The organism is Streptomyces sp. NPDC048504 (assembly GCF_043200035.1).
Taxonomy (GTDB): Bacteria; Actinomycetota; Actinomycetes; order Streptomycetales; family Streptomycetaceae; genus Streptomyces.
In genome coordinates this window covers 135310-149586 of the sequence record NZ_JBICXA010000018.1, presented here as the reverse complement: position 1 = coordinate 149586, position 14277 = coordinate 135310, and the positions used below count along the sequence as shown (strand labels likewise).

Here is a 14277-nt window from a genome sequence, read left to right as displayed (position 1 = left end):
GTAGCGGCACCGGTGCGGTCACGGTTGTTCCGTCAGAAGCATGGTCGTCGCCCACGCCCATCGGTCATCCCTGCAGGTGTGCAAGAAACTCGTCCTCAAGCGGGTACGGGCGTTCCCGGGGCAGCAGCCGGGCCGCGGAGTCCACGTCACCACCGCTGACGAGGGCATGGATCTCATGGGCGAGCGGCGTCACGTCCCGGATGGCGACCGTCCACTCGTCCGCGTAGCGGCGCACGGCCTCACCGGACAGCCCGAGCTGCAGGGCACGGTAGGACAGCGGCCGCAGGCGCAGATCCCGCTCGGGGTCCCACTGCACACGAGCGGGCGCACGCTTCAACTGACGCTGCCAGGCGGCTCGGTCGGGGTGCACCCCACTGACGTAACTCGACAGGCACGCGTGTCGCAGCGCCCACTCGAAGCCGTCCCGGCTGATCTCGACAGCCAGGACAGTCTCCTGGCCTGCCTTCGCACCCCAGCCGCAGCGGTACATCATCCACAGGAACGACGGCTTGATCATGTCAAGCCGCGCTCATAGTCCTTTTTGAACCGGCGTAACCGCCCTGCCCTACATGGAGGGGCTGGTTCTCACAGTTCGGGTGCAAGTGAACGGCGGTAGCGTGTTTTGGAGCCGAACACCGGGAGGGGCGCAGGGTGACCAAGGTGTGGTGGCTCATGTACGGGGACGTTCCGGTCGGTGAGCTCCGCGAGTACGGGATCGATCAGCCGACGTTCTTGTGCCATTTCGTGCCCGGACCGGGCTGGGAGGGTGTCAGCGCGCTGTTCGAGGCGTGGGCGGCAGTACAGGGCCCTGACCCGGACGGGAGTCGGCATGCGGAGGCAATCCGCCCCCTGATGGATCGGGGACTGACCCTGCACCCCTCGGACGGGGGAGCGCCCCTGGGTTGCTTCAGAGACTGCATCCTGCGCATCGATGGGGGCATGGCCCGCCTCCGCTACTGACCGGCGCTGTTCGCGTCCGTCCGGGCGAGCGCTGTTAGGGTGCGGCGCCGTGAGTACAGATATCCATGGCGGCATCGAGTTTCGCCATCCCGGCGTCGGTACCGACTACTACGACGGCGAGCCCTGGGTGGCCGCCATGGATCTCTGGCCGCTGTACGACGAAACCGACTACGCGGCCTTCGGCTGTCTCTTCGGAGTGCGCAACGAGGTGGGCTTCCAGCCACTTGCACCGCACCGGGGTCTTCCCGCCGATCTGTCGAGCGGGATCCGCTCGCAGTTGGGTCCTTGGATCGCATCAGACGGCCTGCACAGTGCGAGTTGGGTCAGCTGGGCGGAGCTGGCCTCGATCGATCTCACGGCATCCCCGCGTGAATTCAACGGTCGGCTGACGTGGCGCACGAAGGCGATGCCATCGATCCTGCATGAGCATCCGGTTTCCGACTCGCGACTGCTTGAGGTCCTGTCCGTGGTGGGTGAACCACCATTCGACCTGCGCGACGCGACGGATCGCGTGGAGTGGATCGCCGACGAACTGACCTGCACTTACGAGCCGTTGACGGTCGGCGCGGTCTTGGGGCCTGAGACTCACTGGCCGCACGTCTTCGCTGTGATGAAGGCCCTGGCAGGCCGTTTCGGCGACGAGGGTGTTCGCCTGGTCGTCGCCTTCGACTGACTGCCTGGAGCCTGTCCCTCACAACGCAGGAGAACGCTGTCGGACCCCGCTCGCGAGCCACCCGCTGTCCTTCAGGTGCCCAACTGGTCCGCTCAGCGGGTCGGCCAGTAACCCGCGAGCCCTCCCGTCGCACCACCGGCAGCATGGATGTGGTCTGTCAACGAGGCTTGATGACCCATGTCAAGGCGCGTTCACAAACCTCCTGTCGAATCGCTCTCCTGCGCTTCAAGAAGTTCGTCACCGTGCTCGATCGCCCAGCGTCCAAGCGCCGTCATCGGGCCCTCGACCAGGCTCTGTCCCAACTCGGTCAGGGCGTAGTCGACGCGTGGTGGCGCCTCGGCATGTGCGTGGCGCTCGATCAGTCCGCCCGCGAGCAGACGGTGCAAGGAGTCGGTCAGGACCTTGTCGCTGACGCCGCCGATCACGGCACGCAGCTCGCGACGCCGGTGCGGTCCCAAGCGAAGCGCCGCCAGTACAACGGGATCCCAGGTATGGGCGAAGAGATCGGTGGCCGCGCGCAAACGACAATCGGCGACCAACTCGTAGCAGTGGGCCTCGTGGTCAGTCATCTCGCCGTCCATCATCGCGCGTCAGGCACGCACTGATCGGTGCGTAACGCCTTCCCTACTGTGACCACTCGACCGACCACTATGGGAGAGGCACAGACGATGCGCATCGGGATCCTGGGAACAGGGACACTGGCGGCGGCCCTGGGCACGGGCTGGGCACGTGCGGGACATGAGGTGGCGATCAGCGGACGGACGCAGGCCAAGGCGGAGAAGCTTGCTGAGCGGCTGGACCACACAGTGCTCGCTGTCGCACCGCGTGAGGTGGTCACCGGGCGCGATGCGGTGCTCCTAGCCGTGTCCTGGGATGGCGTCGAGGAGATGCTGGGAATGGTGGGCGCGTCCGACGGCGTGCTCGAAGGGATGCCGTTGATCGATCCCACGAACGCCGTCACGCATGGCGTCGGCACTCTGCTCACCAAGCACGGCGAGTCGATGGCGGGGCGGATCGCCGGACTTGCTCCGGGAGCCCGGGTCGTGAAGGCGTTCCATCTCTTTCCCGCCGACCAGTGGACGAGCCCGCCCGGTGGCGGCCAGTCCCGTGTGACGGTGGCAATGTGCGCCGACGATGCGACGGCACTGCACGTCGTCGGCGAACTGGTCCGTGACGTCGGCGGAGTCCCGGCGGCTTTGGGGAGGCTGGACCGCGTCCGCCAACTGGAGGAGGTGGCGGGATTCGTCATCGGCTTGGCCTTCGCAGGCTTCGATCCCGGTTCCGCCGTCCCTCACGTCCCCTCGAACGATAGGCGCGTCGGCCCACAGGGCTAGGCGTATCTCTCACATACCCGGTGACCTGCCATGGAAAGGTCTGCCAACGCGGCTTGATGACCCACGTCATCCGCTCCCGCTTCCACGCAGCCGGGAAGCGGCCCTCGCGGGCGGCGGGCACCCCGATCTCCGGGGGATACGCCTGGTAGACGGTGATCGTGGACTCCGAGTGGACCGCACGGATTCCGCGCTGCGGTTCTTCCACGGCGTACAGGGTGGGGGCGGGGCGGTTCACGAAGCCACCGGTTTTCGACGGCCGTTCACCTGCGACGGCCGTTCACCTGCGACGGCCGTTCACCTGCGACGGCCATTCACCTGCGACCGTCGTTCACCTGCGACGGCCGTTCGTCTGTGACCGCCGTACCTCTGCGACTGCAGTTCGCTACGGCGGAGACCGACCGGCCGCAGCACCGCTTCGCCTGTCAGCTCAGCAACTCGGCAGCCCAGCCCGGTACTTCACGGCAGCCGCCGCTCCCGAATCGCCGGGAGCGCATACTCCGTCACCGCGCTGATGACCCCGCGGGCCACCGGCTCCGGGTCGGTCGTGGCCGAGATGGTCCACCAGGTGTCGCGGTTCGCGGGGAGGAGCCGGCCTATGCGGCTGTGCCAGGCGGCGGGGCCGTAGACGGTGTTCGGGCTGGGGCGGGCGGGGAGGTGCGGCTGGCGTCTGCGGGCCTGGGCCCAGCCGAGTTTGTCGGCCACGGTGATGTTGAGGGTGAACTCGACCTGCCCCGCCGTGTTGTGCGCGGCCTTCTGGAAGCCGATGAGTGCCCAGGTCTCGAGATGGGGGAGTTCGTACGTCTGCCCCGAACCCTTGAAGCCGAGCGCGCGCAGCCCGGGAGCGATCCGTGCGCGCATCAGTGCGGTGAACGCCTGCTGCGCGGTGGGCGGGGAGCCGTCAGCCATCGGACGGCACCATGACGGTGGGGCAGGACACTTCGGTGGCGGTGAGGCTGTGCTGTCGTATGACCCATCGGTCGCAGCCGGCTGGTGAGTGAAGCAAACCGTCATCCCCGTAGGTGGGCAATAAGTTCTTCTCCGACAGGATATGGGTGTTCCTGTGGCGACAGCCGGGCCGAGGAGTTCTGGTCGCCGTAGCCGACGAGGGCGTTGATCTCGTGAACAGGCGTTCCGCTCGCCGCAGTTGAGGCGAAGTGGCACAAATGGGAGCAGGCTCCCGATGCCCTGCTGTCGAATGCGACAGGAAACCGTTTTGCCGTACAACCACAGGCAGCTCTCATGAATCCCCTATCCCGGTAGGACTGCCTGCGGGGCAGCCACGTGTCCAAAAGGGGACTCAGTGAGCAGTGTCGGAAGATCCCGTCTGGCCGCCGCGACCGCGGTGGTGACTGTGCTGACGGGCGGTCTCGCCGCGGTGGCCACCTCGTCGGCGTCGGCGTCGGCGTGCACGACGAACACCTACACCCGGCAGGTCTTCGCGAACACCGGTTTCTCGGGTGCGGCGAAGCGCACGGACTGTGACACGGCGATCAGCGAGAACTGGGGCACCAACTCGCCCGGTGTCTCCGGCGTCGGCAAGGACAACTTCGGCGTCCGCTGGACCGTGACCCGTGACTTCGGCTCCGGCGGGCCCTTCGCGTTCGCCGCGTCCGGGCAGGACGGCATCCGCGTGTACCTCGACGGCACGCGTGAGATCGACCTGTGGAAGAACGGCGCCAGCACCGTCTCCAAGACCGTCAACCTGACCATCCCCCAGGGCACGCACACCCTGCGCATCGACTACGTCAACTGGACCGGTGCCGCCGCCGTCAAGTTCGGGTACACCCCGCGCACCGGAGCCACCGTGGACCGGGTCGCCCCGCTCACGCCGACCGGGCTGTCGACAGCGCGCGACGCCGGCGCCAAGCGGAACCTCCTGCGCTGGTCGGCCAACAAGGAGATGGACGTGGCCGGTTACCGCGTCTACCGCCGCACCCCCGACCAGACCTCCTTCGGCAGCCCCCTCGCCACGGTCACCGGCACGACCTTCACCGACACCACCGCGGGTACGACCACCCACCTCTACGAGGTCCGCGCGGTCGACAGGTCGGGCAACACCTCCGAGGGAACGGCCGACGTCTCGGTCACCGGCAATCCGACCTTCCTGCGCCAGTACTTCGCCAACACCACCCTCACCGGCACCCCGAAGCGCACCGACACCGACACCGCGATCAGCGAGAACTGGGGCACCAACGCGCCCGGCGTGTCCGGCGTCGGCAAGGACGACTTCGGCGTCCGCTGGCAGATCACCCGCGACTTCGGCTCCGGCGGCCCCTTCACGTTCACCGCCTCCGGCCAGGACGGCATCCGCGTCTACCTCGACGGCGTACGCAAGATCGACCTGTGGAAGAACGGCACCACCACCGTCTCCAAGACCGTCGCCCTCACCGTCCCAAGCGGAACCCACGTCCTCCGCGTCGACTACGTCAACTGGACCGGCTCCGCGGCCGTCAAGTTCGCCTACACGCCCGGCGCTTCGGGCCCGGACAACGTCGCCCCGCTCGCGCCGTCCGGGACGAAGGTGGCGTACGACGAGGCCGCCGGCTCGGCCACCGTCACCTGGGCGCCCAACAAGGAGATGGATCTCGCCGCCTATCCGTATCAGGTGTACCGGCAGATCGGGGAGGACGGCTGGATCTCCATGGGGCCGACCAACAAGACCACGTGGACCGACCCCGACGTGACATCCGACGGCAGGCCCCGCCACTACGCCCTTCAGGCCATCGACCGCGCGGGGAACGTGTCCGAGCGGACTCCCGTCCTGGCGGTCACCCCGCCCGACACCGTCATTCCGGCGGCACCCGTCCTCGCCGTGTCCCACAAGCCGGGGACGGCCAGCTCCCTCAACATCAGCTGGTACCTGCCCAGCGAACGCACCCCGAACGAGCTGCGCAACGGCGGCACCCTCAAGCTCTACCGCACCACCGGCGACACCCTCGGCGACGACCCCGAACTCCTCGCCACGGTGACGGCGGCCTCACCGTCGATCGACACCTTCACGGACGCACTGCCGGCGTTCGACGGCACCACCTACACCTACGCCGCCGTGGTCACCGACGCCGCCGGCAACGTGTCCCCGATGTCGGAGCCGGTCACCGTGACCCCCGACAGCGTTCCCCCGCCCGCGCTCACCGGCCTGACCGCGACCCCGCGCGCGGACGGCATCGTGCTGAGCTGGGACACCCCCGCCGAGAGCGGCCTGAGCTACGTCGCCGCCCGCGTCGTCCAGCGGCCCGACGGCAGCATCCACTACGACGCCACCGGGTGCAGCGACGCCGGGTCGACGTTCCCGGACAGGGACGTACCGAACGAGCTGCTGTGCGCGGGACCCCCGGACGGCGAGACGGTGACCTTCATGGTCGCGGCGCTCGACCGCTGGGACAACCACATCGCCTGGGCCGACGCCACCACCGTCACCGTCACCGAACCCGACAACAGGCCCGACGACGCCCGCGGCGCGCACACCGGCCCGCTCACCATCACCAACCCCGAGACCGTGGGCGAGCTCGGTTACGTGCAGTGGACCTGCGACGAGGAGACCCTCTGCGGCACCATCACCGAATACCACCTGGACAAGTGGAACCCGTCCACCCACACCTACGAACGGGTCAGCGCGGTCGCGAGCTCCAAGGGCCCCCTCTACAAGGCCTACGTGCCGCGGGTCCACGGCGACACGACGTACTTCCGGATCACCGGAGTCCTCGCCGACGGCACAACCGCCGCCGTGACGTACGGCGCCGGAGCCTACGGCTTCTCGCTGTGAGGCCCTGGGGCCGCTCCCACCGCTGAGCGCCGCCCGTTCCCGCCGCCGGCTACTTCTCCGCGGAGTCCGGAGCCTGCCCGATCCCGACCGGGCAGGACACTCCGGTCCCGCCGATCCCGCAGTAGCCCGCCGGATTCTTGTCGAGGTACTGCTGGTGGTACCCCTCGGCCGGGTAGAACACCCGGCCCTCCGCCGGGAGTATCTCCGTGCTGATCGTGCCGTAGCGCGACCGCGTGAGGACCTGCTGGTAGGCCGTGCGGGACGCTTCCGCCGCGGCTGCCTGCCCGGGGGTGTGGGTGTAGATCGCCGAACGGTACTGCGTGCCCACGTCGTTGCCCTGGCGGAAACCCTGGGTCGGGTTGTGCGACTCCCAGAACGTCTTCAGCAGCCTCTCGTACGAGATCAGCTTCGGGTCGTGAACCACACGGACCACCTCCGTGTGAGCGGTCAGGCCCGAACAGACCTCCTCGTACGTGGGGTTCTCCGTGTACCCGCCCTGGTAACCGACCAACGTCGTCCACACGCCCACCGGAAGCCGCCAGAACGTGCGCTCCGCACCCCAGAAGCAGCCCAATCCGAAGTCGGCGATCTGCAAGTGCTCCGGGTACGGGCCGAGCAACGGGCCGCCGAGCACGGTGTGGCGATCGGGGACCGTGAACACCGGTTCCGGCCGGCCCTGCAAAGCCTGTGCGGGGGTGGGCAGTTGGGGCGTGCGGCTGTGCAGGAACATACGATCTCCAATCGGGCCACAACGAGGGTCCGCACCTGCTGAACGGGCGGCCCCCGCCGAGAATTCCGCCGCCCTGTCGAGTGCGACCCGCTTCGTGTACGACCGCCCCGGCACCCAGTGCTCGGCACCCGGCGCTCAGTGCGGCAGGCTCGCCGGACTCCCGCCGTTCGCCTCGTACCCGGCCACCGCCAGCGCCCGATAGACCGCGAACTCCGCCGCCGGGTCCGGGGACAGGGTCCAGGGAAGGGCCCCGACGTGGCCGTCGATGTGTATGAGCTGGTTCATCGCCTCGGACCAGCGCTCCGCGCGGACCAGGAAGAAGACCAGGAGATGGCGGACGTGCGCCAGCATCGGGTCGTCGGGGCGGGCCGCGTGGACGGCGAAGAGCGCGCCGTGGATCGCCTTCTCCACGACCTCGCTCTGGTAGAAGCTGCTGACTAGGTTCACCTCGGGCAGGTGCTCGAAGACCGCGAAGAGCGGCATCGCGGCGAGCAGGGAACCCTGCGGGGCACGCGCGGCGGCCGTCTCCGCGAACGAGTTCGCCAGCTCGCGCGACCCGTGCCACTTCTCGCACCAGTAGTGCAGCGCCGCCAGATGCGCTCCCATGTGCGCCGGCGCGCGGTCCAGGATCTTCAGCCACAGCTGCTCGAACTCCGGCTGCGGATACGTCAGTCCGCGGGCCACCGACAGCTCGACGATGTACGGCACCGGGTCACCGGGGGAGAGGAGCGCCGCCTGCCCGCAGGCGTCCCGCGCCTCCTCCATGATGATCCGGAACTCGTCCGTCCCCCGCGTCGACGTACGCCACGCCTGCTGCACCAGGAACTCCGCGTGCACGGCCGCGCCGCCCGCGTCCTTCGGGTGTTCGAGCCGCCACACCCGCAGCCACTGCCCGCCCGGCGTCTCGCTGACCCCGCCGGGCCGCTGCTGCAGCTCCAGCGACGCGGCACCCGCGAAGGCCTGCACACGCTGCCAGCGCAGCTCACCCGTGATGTCGGTGCCGGCCAGCAGCTGCATCGCCGCGCGGTAGTCCTGCGTGCGCTGCACCAGATCGAGGACGTCCAACAGGTCCTGGTCGGGGCCGGGCATGCGGATGTCCAGCTCCTCCTCGCGCACGAAGCCGTAGGTCGCCGGGTCCGCGGCGTCCGGGTGGCCCGGCGAGACCTGCTCGATCGCCCCGCGCCTGCGCCGCAGGAACGGGACCAGCACGAAGCCCAGCATGACCAGCGCCATCAGGACCCAGAGAATCTCCATGCCACAAGCGAACCAGACGCGTCCGACAATTGGCCAACCCGGTCCGCGGCCCTGTGGAAAACCTCCGTCGCCCAGCCACTGCCGCCCTGTGGAAAACCTCCGGATCGTCGTCCACCCCGCAGGCGCACTACGCTCGGGGCTCATGAGCGACAGGCACATCAGTCAGCACTTCGAGACCCTCGCGATCCACGCGGGCAACACCGCCGATCCCCTGACCGGCGCGGTCGTCCCGCCGATCTACCAGGTCTCGACCTACAAGCAGGACGGCGTCGGCGGTCTGCGCGGCGGCTACGAGTACAGCCGTAGCGCCAACCCCACCAGGACCGCCCTGGAAGAGAACCTCGCCGCCCTGGAGGGCGGCCGCCGCGGCCTCGCGTTCGCGTCCGGACTGGCGGCCGAGGACTGCCTGTTGCGTACGCTGCTCAGCCCCGGCGACCACGTCGTCATCCCGAACGACGCGTACGGCGGCACGTTCCGTCTCTTCGCGAAGGTCGTCTCCCGGTGGGGCGTCGAGTGGTCGGTCGCCGACACCAGCGACCCGGCGGCGGTACGGGCGGCCAGCACCCCCAAGACGAAGGTCGTCTGGGTGGAGACCCCCTCGAACCCGCTGCTCGGCATCACCGACATCGCGGTCGTCGCGCAGATCGCGCGGGACGCGGGCGCGAAGCTCGTCGTCGACAACACCTTCGCGACGCCGTACCTCCAGCAGCCGCTGGCCCTCGGCGCGGACGTCGTCGTGCACTCCCTGACGAAGTACATGGGCGGTCACTCGGACGTGGTCGGCGGCGCGCTGATCGCGGCCGACGAGGCGCTCGGCGAGGAGCTGGCGTACCACCAGAACGCGATGGGCGCGGTCGCCGGGCCCTTCGACTCCTGGCTGGTGCTGCGCGGCGCCAAGACGCTGTCGGTGCGCATGGACCGGCACAGCGAGAACGCCACCAAGATCGCCGACATGCTCACCCGGCACGCACGCGTGACGCGCGTTCTCTACCCGGGTCTCCCGGAGCACCCCGGTCACGAGGTCGCCGCCAAGCAGATGCGGGCCTTCGGCGGCATGGTCTCCTTCCAGGTCGAGGGCGGCGAGGGGGCGGCCGTCGAGGTCTGCAACCGCGCCAAGGTGTTCACGCTCGGCGAGTCCCTGGGCGGCGTCGAGTCGCTGATCGAGCACCCGGGGCGCATGACGCACGCGTCCGTGGCCGGCTCGGCCCTGGAGGTCCCCGGCGACCTCGTACGCCTCTCCGTGGGCATCGAGAACGTGCAGGACCTCCTGGAGGACCTGCAACAGGCCCTGGGCTAGAAGGGCAGCCGGTCTCACCAACCCGTGAGCGGTGGAGTCGTCTCCGACGGCGGCTCCACCCAGGGATGGACCATCAGCGCCCATACGGTGAACGCCACGACCGCCGTCCACAGCAGCGCCCACATCAGCCGCCGGGCGGCCCTGCGGCGGCGCAGCATCCGGCCGCCGCGCCGCACGATGTCCGCGTACAGCTCCGGCGGCACCTGCGGCGGAGTCCGCTCCATGATCCGCCGTACGGCCGCCTCCCGCTCAGGCCTGTTCACGCCGCGTACCCCCGCTCCACGACCTCTTGGGCGTCATGACGGCACCACCTTGGCCCCGCCCACCTTCGGTGCCGGACCGCGCGGCGGGTGCAGCAGCGTCGCCGTCGCCCGCTCGCAGATCGTCCGGACCCGTTCCGTGGGCAGCCCGAGCAGTGCGGCGGCCTGTTCCTCGGCGACCCCCTCGTACAGCCTGAGGACGAGGATCAGCCGCTCCTGGGGCACGAGCGCGCCCAGCGGGCTGTCGGGATGGGGGCGGGACCGGCCGAGACCGCCGTACTGGTGCCAGGCCGCGCGGGCGAAGCGGGTGGCGAGGTACTGGCGTGCGCGGTCGTACGGGTCCTCACCGCGCAGCCGGTCCCAGCACGCGTACGTGTGTGCCAGGGACAGCGTCAACAGGCGCCGCGCGCGCGGGTTGTCGTCCGGGGCCTCCGCGGTCAGCAGCGTGGCGGCATGCAGCAGCCGCCCTGCCGCGCCCGCGACGAACGCCTCGAACTCCCGGGCCCGGCGGGCGCCTTGGGACGCCTGCCGTTCTCGCACCGCGCAGCCTCACCCCCTGAAGGACCCGGTCTCATATGAGGCCAGGGCCGACGCGAGGTCAAGAGTTCGGTACGAAAGGCGGGAGTCGGGCATCACGCGCGTGTGCCCCGGCCGCGCTCTTCAGGAACCCGCGCCCTTCAGGAAGCCGATGTCGTCTCGGTGCCCGGGACCGCCATCCGCGCGGAGAGGGCGCTGTTGAAGCGTGTGAGGAGCGCGCAGAACTCCTCGCGCTCCTCCGGCGCCCAGTCGTGTGTCAGCTCCTCCATCAACTGACGCCGGGACGACCGCACTTCCTCCAGCCTCGACTGCCCGCGCGGGGACAGCTGCAGCACCACCGCGCGGCCGTCCTCGGGGTGCGAGGTGCGCTTGACGAGCCCGGTGTCGACGAGCGGCGCCACCTGCCGGGTGACCGTGGAGGAGTCGATCCCCATGCTCGCGGCGAGCGCCTTGACGCCCATCGGACCTTCCTTGTCCAGGCGGTTGAGCAGCAGATACGCGGCGCGGTCCATGGAGTTGCGCACCTGTCCGACTCCGCCGAGCCGGGTCTGTTCGGCACGGCGCGCGAACACCGCCACCTCGTGCTGCAGCGTGTCGAGGAGACCGGGTTCACCGACGGTCGTCATGTCCATCGACATTTCAGGTGTTGTGGGCATGGCCGGGGGCTCGCTTCATGAAGGGGTGCTGGGTTGGGGGACAGGGTACGCGGCCGGAAGGCAGGCCGTACCGACGCTGCGCAAACCAGTCTCGGAGGTTGGTCACAGCCGTGCCTAGCGCCTGTGAACTGCGATGCTTGAGTCATGAGCTACAGCACGGCTGACTCCTTGCGACCCGTCACTCTCGACGATGTGCGCGGCGCCCAGAAGATGCTCACGGGCGTGGCACGGGTGACCGCGATGGAGGGCAGCAGGCACCTGACCCAGCTCGTCGGCTCGCCGGTGCACTTCAAGTGCGAGAACCTCCAGCGGACCGGCTCCTTCAAACTCCGCGGCGCCTACGTCCGTATCGCCGGACTGCTCCCCGAGGAGCGCGCCGCCGGTGTCGTCGCCGCGAGCGCCGGCAACCACGCCCAGGGCGTCGCCCTCGCCTCCGCACTCCTGGGCGTGCGCTCCACGGTGTTCATGCCCAAGGGCGCGCCCCTGCCGAAGATCAGCGCCACCAAGGAGTACGGCGCCGAGGTGCGCCTGCACGGCCACGTGGTCGACGAGACACTGGCCGCCGCCCAGGAGTACGCCCATGAGACGGGCGCGGTGTTCATCCACCCCTTCGACCACCCCGACATCATCGCGGGCCAGGGCACGGTCGGCCTGGAGATCCTGGACCAGTGCCCCGAGGTGCGCACGATCGTCGTCGGCATCGGCGGCGGCGGGCTCGCGGCCGGTGTCGCGGTCGCCGTGAAGGCGCTCCGGCCCGACGTACGGATCGTGGGCGTTCAGGCGGCGGGCGCGGCCGCGTTCCCGCCCTCGCTGGCTGCGGGGCGCCCGGTGGCGATCAGGAACCCGGCGACGATGGCCGACGGCATCAAGGTCGGCTGCCCCGGCGAGGTGCCGTTCGGGATCGTCGCCGAGCTGGTGGACGAGGTCCGCACGGTCAGCGAGGACGAGCTGTCCGCCGCGCTGCTGCTGTGCCTGGAGCGGGCCAAGCTGGTCGTCGAACCGGCCGGTGCCAGCCCGGTCGCGGCGCTGCTGAGCGATCCGCGGGGCTTCGAGGGACCGGTCGTCGCGCTGCTGTCCGGCGGGAACGTCGACCCGCTGCTGCTGCAGCGCATCCTGCGCCACGGCATGTCCGCGCAGGGCCGCTACCTGGCCGTACGGCTGCGGCTGACGGACCGGCCAGGGGCCCTCGCGACGCTTCTCGGGGTGTTGTCAGTGGTCGACGCTAACGTCCTCGATGTGAGTCACGTCCGGACCGATCCGCGGCTCGGGCTCACGGAGGCGGAGGTCGAGCTGCATCTGGAGACGAAGGGGCCGGTGCACTGCGCCGAGGTCGGCCACGCCCTGCGCGACGCGGGGTACACCGTCATCGACTGAGATCGGTCGTCGACCGAGGTCAGAGCCCTTCGCCACCCGTTCCGTCACTCGTTCGAGAAAATCTGTTGAGAGACGCGATACATCGCGTTATGGTGTGTCTCGTGTCGGCCCGCGGGCAGCAGCATGCCGTTCCCATGGGCAGAACAAAAGACACATACCTAGGCTTTCCCAAGAATCCCCGACGACGTGGAGACTCATATGCCAGGCGCCATCTATGCCGAAGGCCTGGTGAAAACCTTCGGCGATGTGAAAGCTCTGGACGGCGTCGACCTCGATGTCCCCGAGGGCACCGTGCTGGGCCTGCTCGGGCCCAACGGCGCGGGCAAGACGACCGCCGTCCGCTGTCTGACCACCCTCCTGCGCCCCGACAGCGGCAAGCTGGTCGTCGCCGGCCTCGACGTGCTGAAGCAGCCCAACGAGGTACGGCGCTCCATCGGCCTCTCCGGCCAGTTCGCCGCGGTCGACGAGTACCTGACCGGCCGGGAGAACCTGCAGATGGTCGGCCAGCTCTACCAGATGAAGGCCAAGGCGGCGAAGGCCCGGGCCGACCAGCTGCTCGACCAGTTCAACCTCGCGGACGCCGCCGACCGTACGGCCAAGACCTACTCCGGAGGCATGCGGCGCCGACTCGACCTTGCGGCGGCGCTCGTCGTCTCCCCGCCCGTGATGTTCATGGACGAGCCGACCACCGGCCTCGACCCGCGCAACCGCCAGATGCTGTGGGAGGTCATCAAACAGCTCGTCTCCGGCGGTACGACGCTCCTGCTGACCACCCAGTATCTGGAGGAGGCCGACCACCTCGCGCACGACATCGCGGTGGTCGACCACGGCCGCGTCATCGCCCGCGGCACTTCCGATCAGCTCAAGGCCCGCACCGGCGGCGAGCGCGTCGAGGTCGTCGTGCACGAGCGCGACCACATCCAGATCGCCTCCGCCCTCTTGGACAAATACAGTCTGCGCGGCTTCGGCAAGGGCGACACCACTGTCGAGGAGCACACCCGCAAGGTCACCACGCCCGTCTCCGGCGGAGCCAAGCTACTCGCTGAAATCATCCGCGAGTTGGACACCGAGGGCATCGAGATAGACGACATCGGCCTCCGCCGCCCCACCCTCGACGACGTGTTCCTGTCCCTGACGGGCCACCTGGCCGAGGAGAAGGCCGAGGAGAACGGCACAGAAGCGAACGAGAACCCCAAGGACCGCAAGCAGAAGAAGGAGGCCGCGAAGTGAGTGCCGTCACCGATGCCGCGCCGGTCGCCGCGCCGAGCAGCGCGCTGGGCCAGTCCGTGCACGACTCACTGGTCGTCGCCAAGCGCAATCTGATCCGCATGAGCCGGATTCCGAATCCTGTTCGCTCGTATCGGTCAGATTGCACCTCGCCGCGCAACCGAGACCGGCGGCCCAACGCCTTGAAGGAGCAGGTCAAGTGAGCGCTGTGA

At 69.3% G+C, this 14277-nt stretch carries 16 protein-coding genes; 7 read left to right on the top strand and 9 right to left on the bottom strand.

The features are described from left to right. Positions 1–64: 64 nt before the first annotated feature. Positions 65–517 carry a DUF4291 domain-containing protein gene (locus ACGFY9_RS37175; RefSeq protein ID WP_393761704.1) on the bottom strand — a complete coding sequence of 151 codons (453 nt, stop codon included), beginning with the start codon at positions 515–517 and terminating at the stop codon, positions 65–67. Positions 518–1009: 492 nt separating this feature from the next. Between ACGFY9_RS37175 and ACGFY9_RS37170 the strand changes: the two genes are divergently transcribed. Continuing rightward, positions 1010–1633, top strand: coding sequence for a hypothetical protein (locus ACGFY9_RS37170; RefSeq protein ID WP_393761702.1), 624 nt, complete (start codon positions 1010–1012; stop codon positions 1631–1633). 191 nt (positions 1634–1824) lie between these two features. Here the strand turns inward: ACGFY9_RS37170 and ACGFY9_RS37165 are convergent, their stop codons facing one another. Next, on the bottom strand, positions 1825–2202 hold the full coding sequence (locus ACGFY9_RS37165) for a winged helix-turn-helix transcriptional regulator (protein WP_393761700.1): 378 nt from the start codon (positions 2200–2202) through the stop codon (positions 1825–1827). Between the two features lie 99 nt (positions 2203–2301). Between ACGFY9_RS37165 and ACGFY9_RS37160 the strand changes: the two genes are divergently transcribed. Continuing rightward, positions 2302–2967 carry an NADPH-dependent F420 reductase gene (locus ACGFY9_RS37160; protein ID WP_393761699.1) on the top strand — a complete coding sequence of 222 codons (666 nt, stop codon included), beginning with the start codon at positions 2302–2304 and terminating at the stop codon, positions 2965–2967. On the opposite strand, the gene ACGFY9_RS37155 is transcribed toward ACGFY9_RS37160, so the two are convergent. Continuing rightward, entirely contained in the window at positions 2879–3172 is a 294-nt protein-coding gene (locus tag ACGFY9_RS37155; protein ID WP_393761912.1) for a DUF4291 family protein, read from the bottom strand. The two genes, ACGFY9_RS37160 and ACGFY9_RS37155, sit on opposite strands and share 89 nt — an antisense overlap. 251 nt (positions 3173–3423) lie before the next feature. Then, the gene (locus ACGFY9_RS37150; protein ID WP_393761697.1) at positions 3424–3873 is read right to left on the bottom strand and encodes a DUF4304 domain-containing protein; all 450 of its coding nucleotides are present in this window, start codon (positions 3871–3873) and stop codon (positions 3424–3426) included. 394 nt (positions 3874–4267) lie between these two features. Between ACGFY9_RS37150 and ACGFY9_RS37145 the strand changes: the two genes are divergently transcribed. Next, positions 4268–6730 (top strand): PA14 domain-containing protein, encoded by a 2463-nt coding sequence (locus ACGFY9_RS37145; RefSeq protein WP_393761695.1) that lies wholly within the window; start codon positions 4268–4270, stop codon positions 6728–6730. Between the two features lie 49 nt (positions 6731–6779). Here ACGFY9_RS37145 and msrA read toward each other — a convergent pair whose 3' ends face one another. Together msrA and ACGFY9_RS37135 are read right to left on the bottom strand one after the other, a co-directional pair. Then, a complete protein-coding gene (msrA, locus tag ACGFY9_RS37140) occupies positions 6780–7460 on the bottom strand; it encodes a peptide-methionine (S)-S-oxide reductase MsrA (RefSeq protein WP_393761693.1) in 681 nt (226 codons plus the stop codon). 135 nt (positions 7461–7595) lie between these two features. Continuing rightward, positions 7596–8714 (bottom strand): hypothetical protein, encoded by a 1119-nt coding sequence (locus ACGFY9_RS37135; protein ID WP_393761691.1) that lies wholly within the window; start codon positions 8712–8714, stop codon positions 7596–7598. Positions 8715–8856: 142 nt separating this feature from the next. On the opposite strand from ACGFY9_RS37135, the gene ACGFY9_RS37130 reads away from it, so the two are divergent. Then, entirely contained in the window at positions 8857–10011 is a 1155-nt protein-coding gene (locus ACGFY9_RS37130) for a cystathionine gamma-synthase (protein WP_393761689.1), read from the top strand. A 14-nt stretch (positions 10012–10025) separates the two neighbouring features. On the opposite strand, the gene ACGFY9_RS37125 is transcribed toward ACGFY9_RS37130, so the two are convergent. From ACGFY9_RS37125 to ACGFY9_RS37115, 3 genes are all read right to left on the bottom strand, one after another. After that, positions 10026–10274, bottom strand: coding sequence for a hypothetical protein (locus ACGFY9_RS37125; protein WP_393761687.1), 249 nt, complete (start codon positions 10272–10274; stop codon positions 10026–10028). 33 nt (positions 10275–10307) lie between these two features. Continuing rightward, on the bottom strand, positions 10308–10811 hold the full coding sequence (locus ACGFY9_RS37120) for a sigma factor-like helix-turn-helix DNA-binding protein (protein WP_393761685.1): 504 nt from the start codon (positions 10809–10811) through the stop codon (positions 10308–10310). 137 nt (positions 10812–10948) lie between these two features. Then, complete coding sequence (locus ACGFY9_RS37115; RefSeq protein WP_393761910.1) at positions 10949–11446, bottom strand: MarR family winged helix-turn-helix transcriptional regulator; 498 nt, start codon at positions 11444–11446, stop codon at positions 10949–10951. 162 nt (positions 11447–11608) lie between these two features. Between ACGFY9_RS37115 and ilvA the strand changes: the two genes are divergently transcribed. From ilvA to ACGFY9_RS37100, 3 genes are all read left to right on the top strand, one after another. After that, positions 11609–12838, top strand: coding sequence for a threonine ammonia-lyase (gene ilvA / locus ACGFY9_RS37110; RefSeq protein ID WP_393761683.1), 1230 nt, complete (start codon positions 11609–11611; stop codon positions 12836–12838). A 198-nt stretch (positions 12839–13036) separates the two neighbouring features. Further along, entirely contained in the window at positions 13037–14068 is a 1032-nt protein-coding gene (locus ACGFY9_RS37105) for an ATP-binding cassette domain-containing protein (RefSeq protein ID WP_393761681.1), read from the top strand. Beyond that, a complete protein-coding gene (locus tag ACGFY9_RS37100) occupies positions 14065–14268 on the top strand; it encodes an integral membrane transport protein (protein WP_393761679.1) in 204 nt (67 codons plus the stop codon). Before ACGFY9_RS37105 ends, ACGFY9_RS37100 begins: the two co-directional genes overlap by 4 nt. Positions 14269–14277 lie beyond the last annotated feature (9 nt).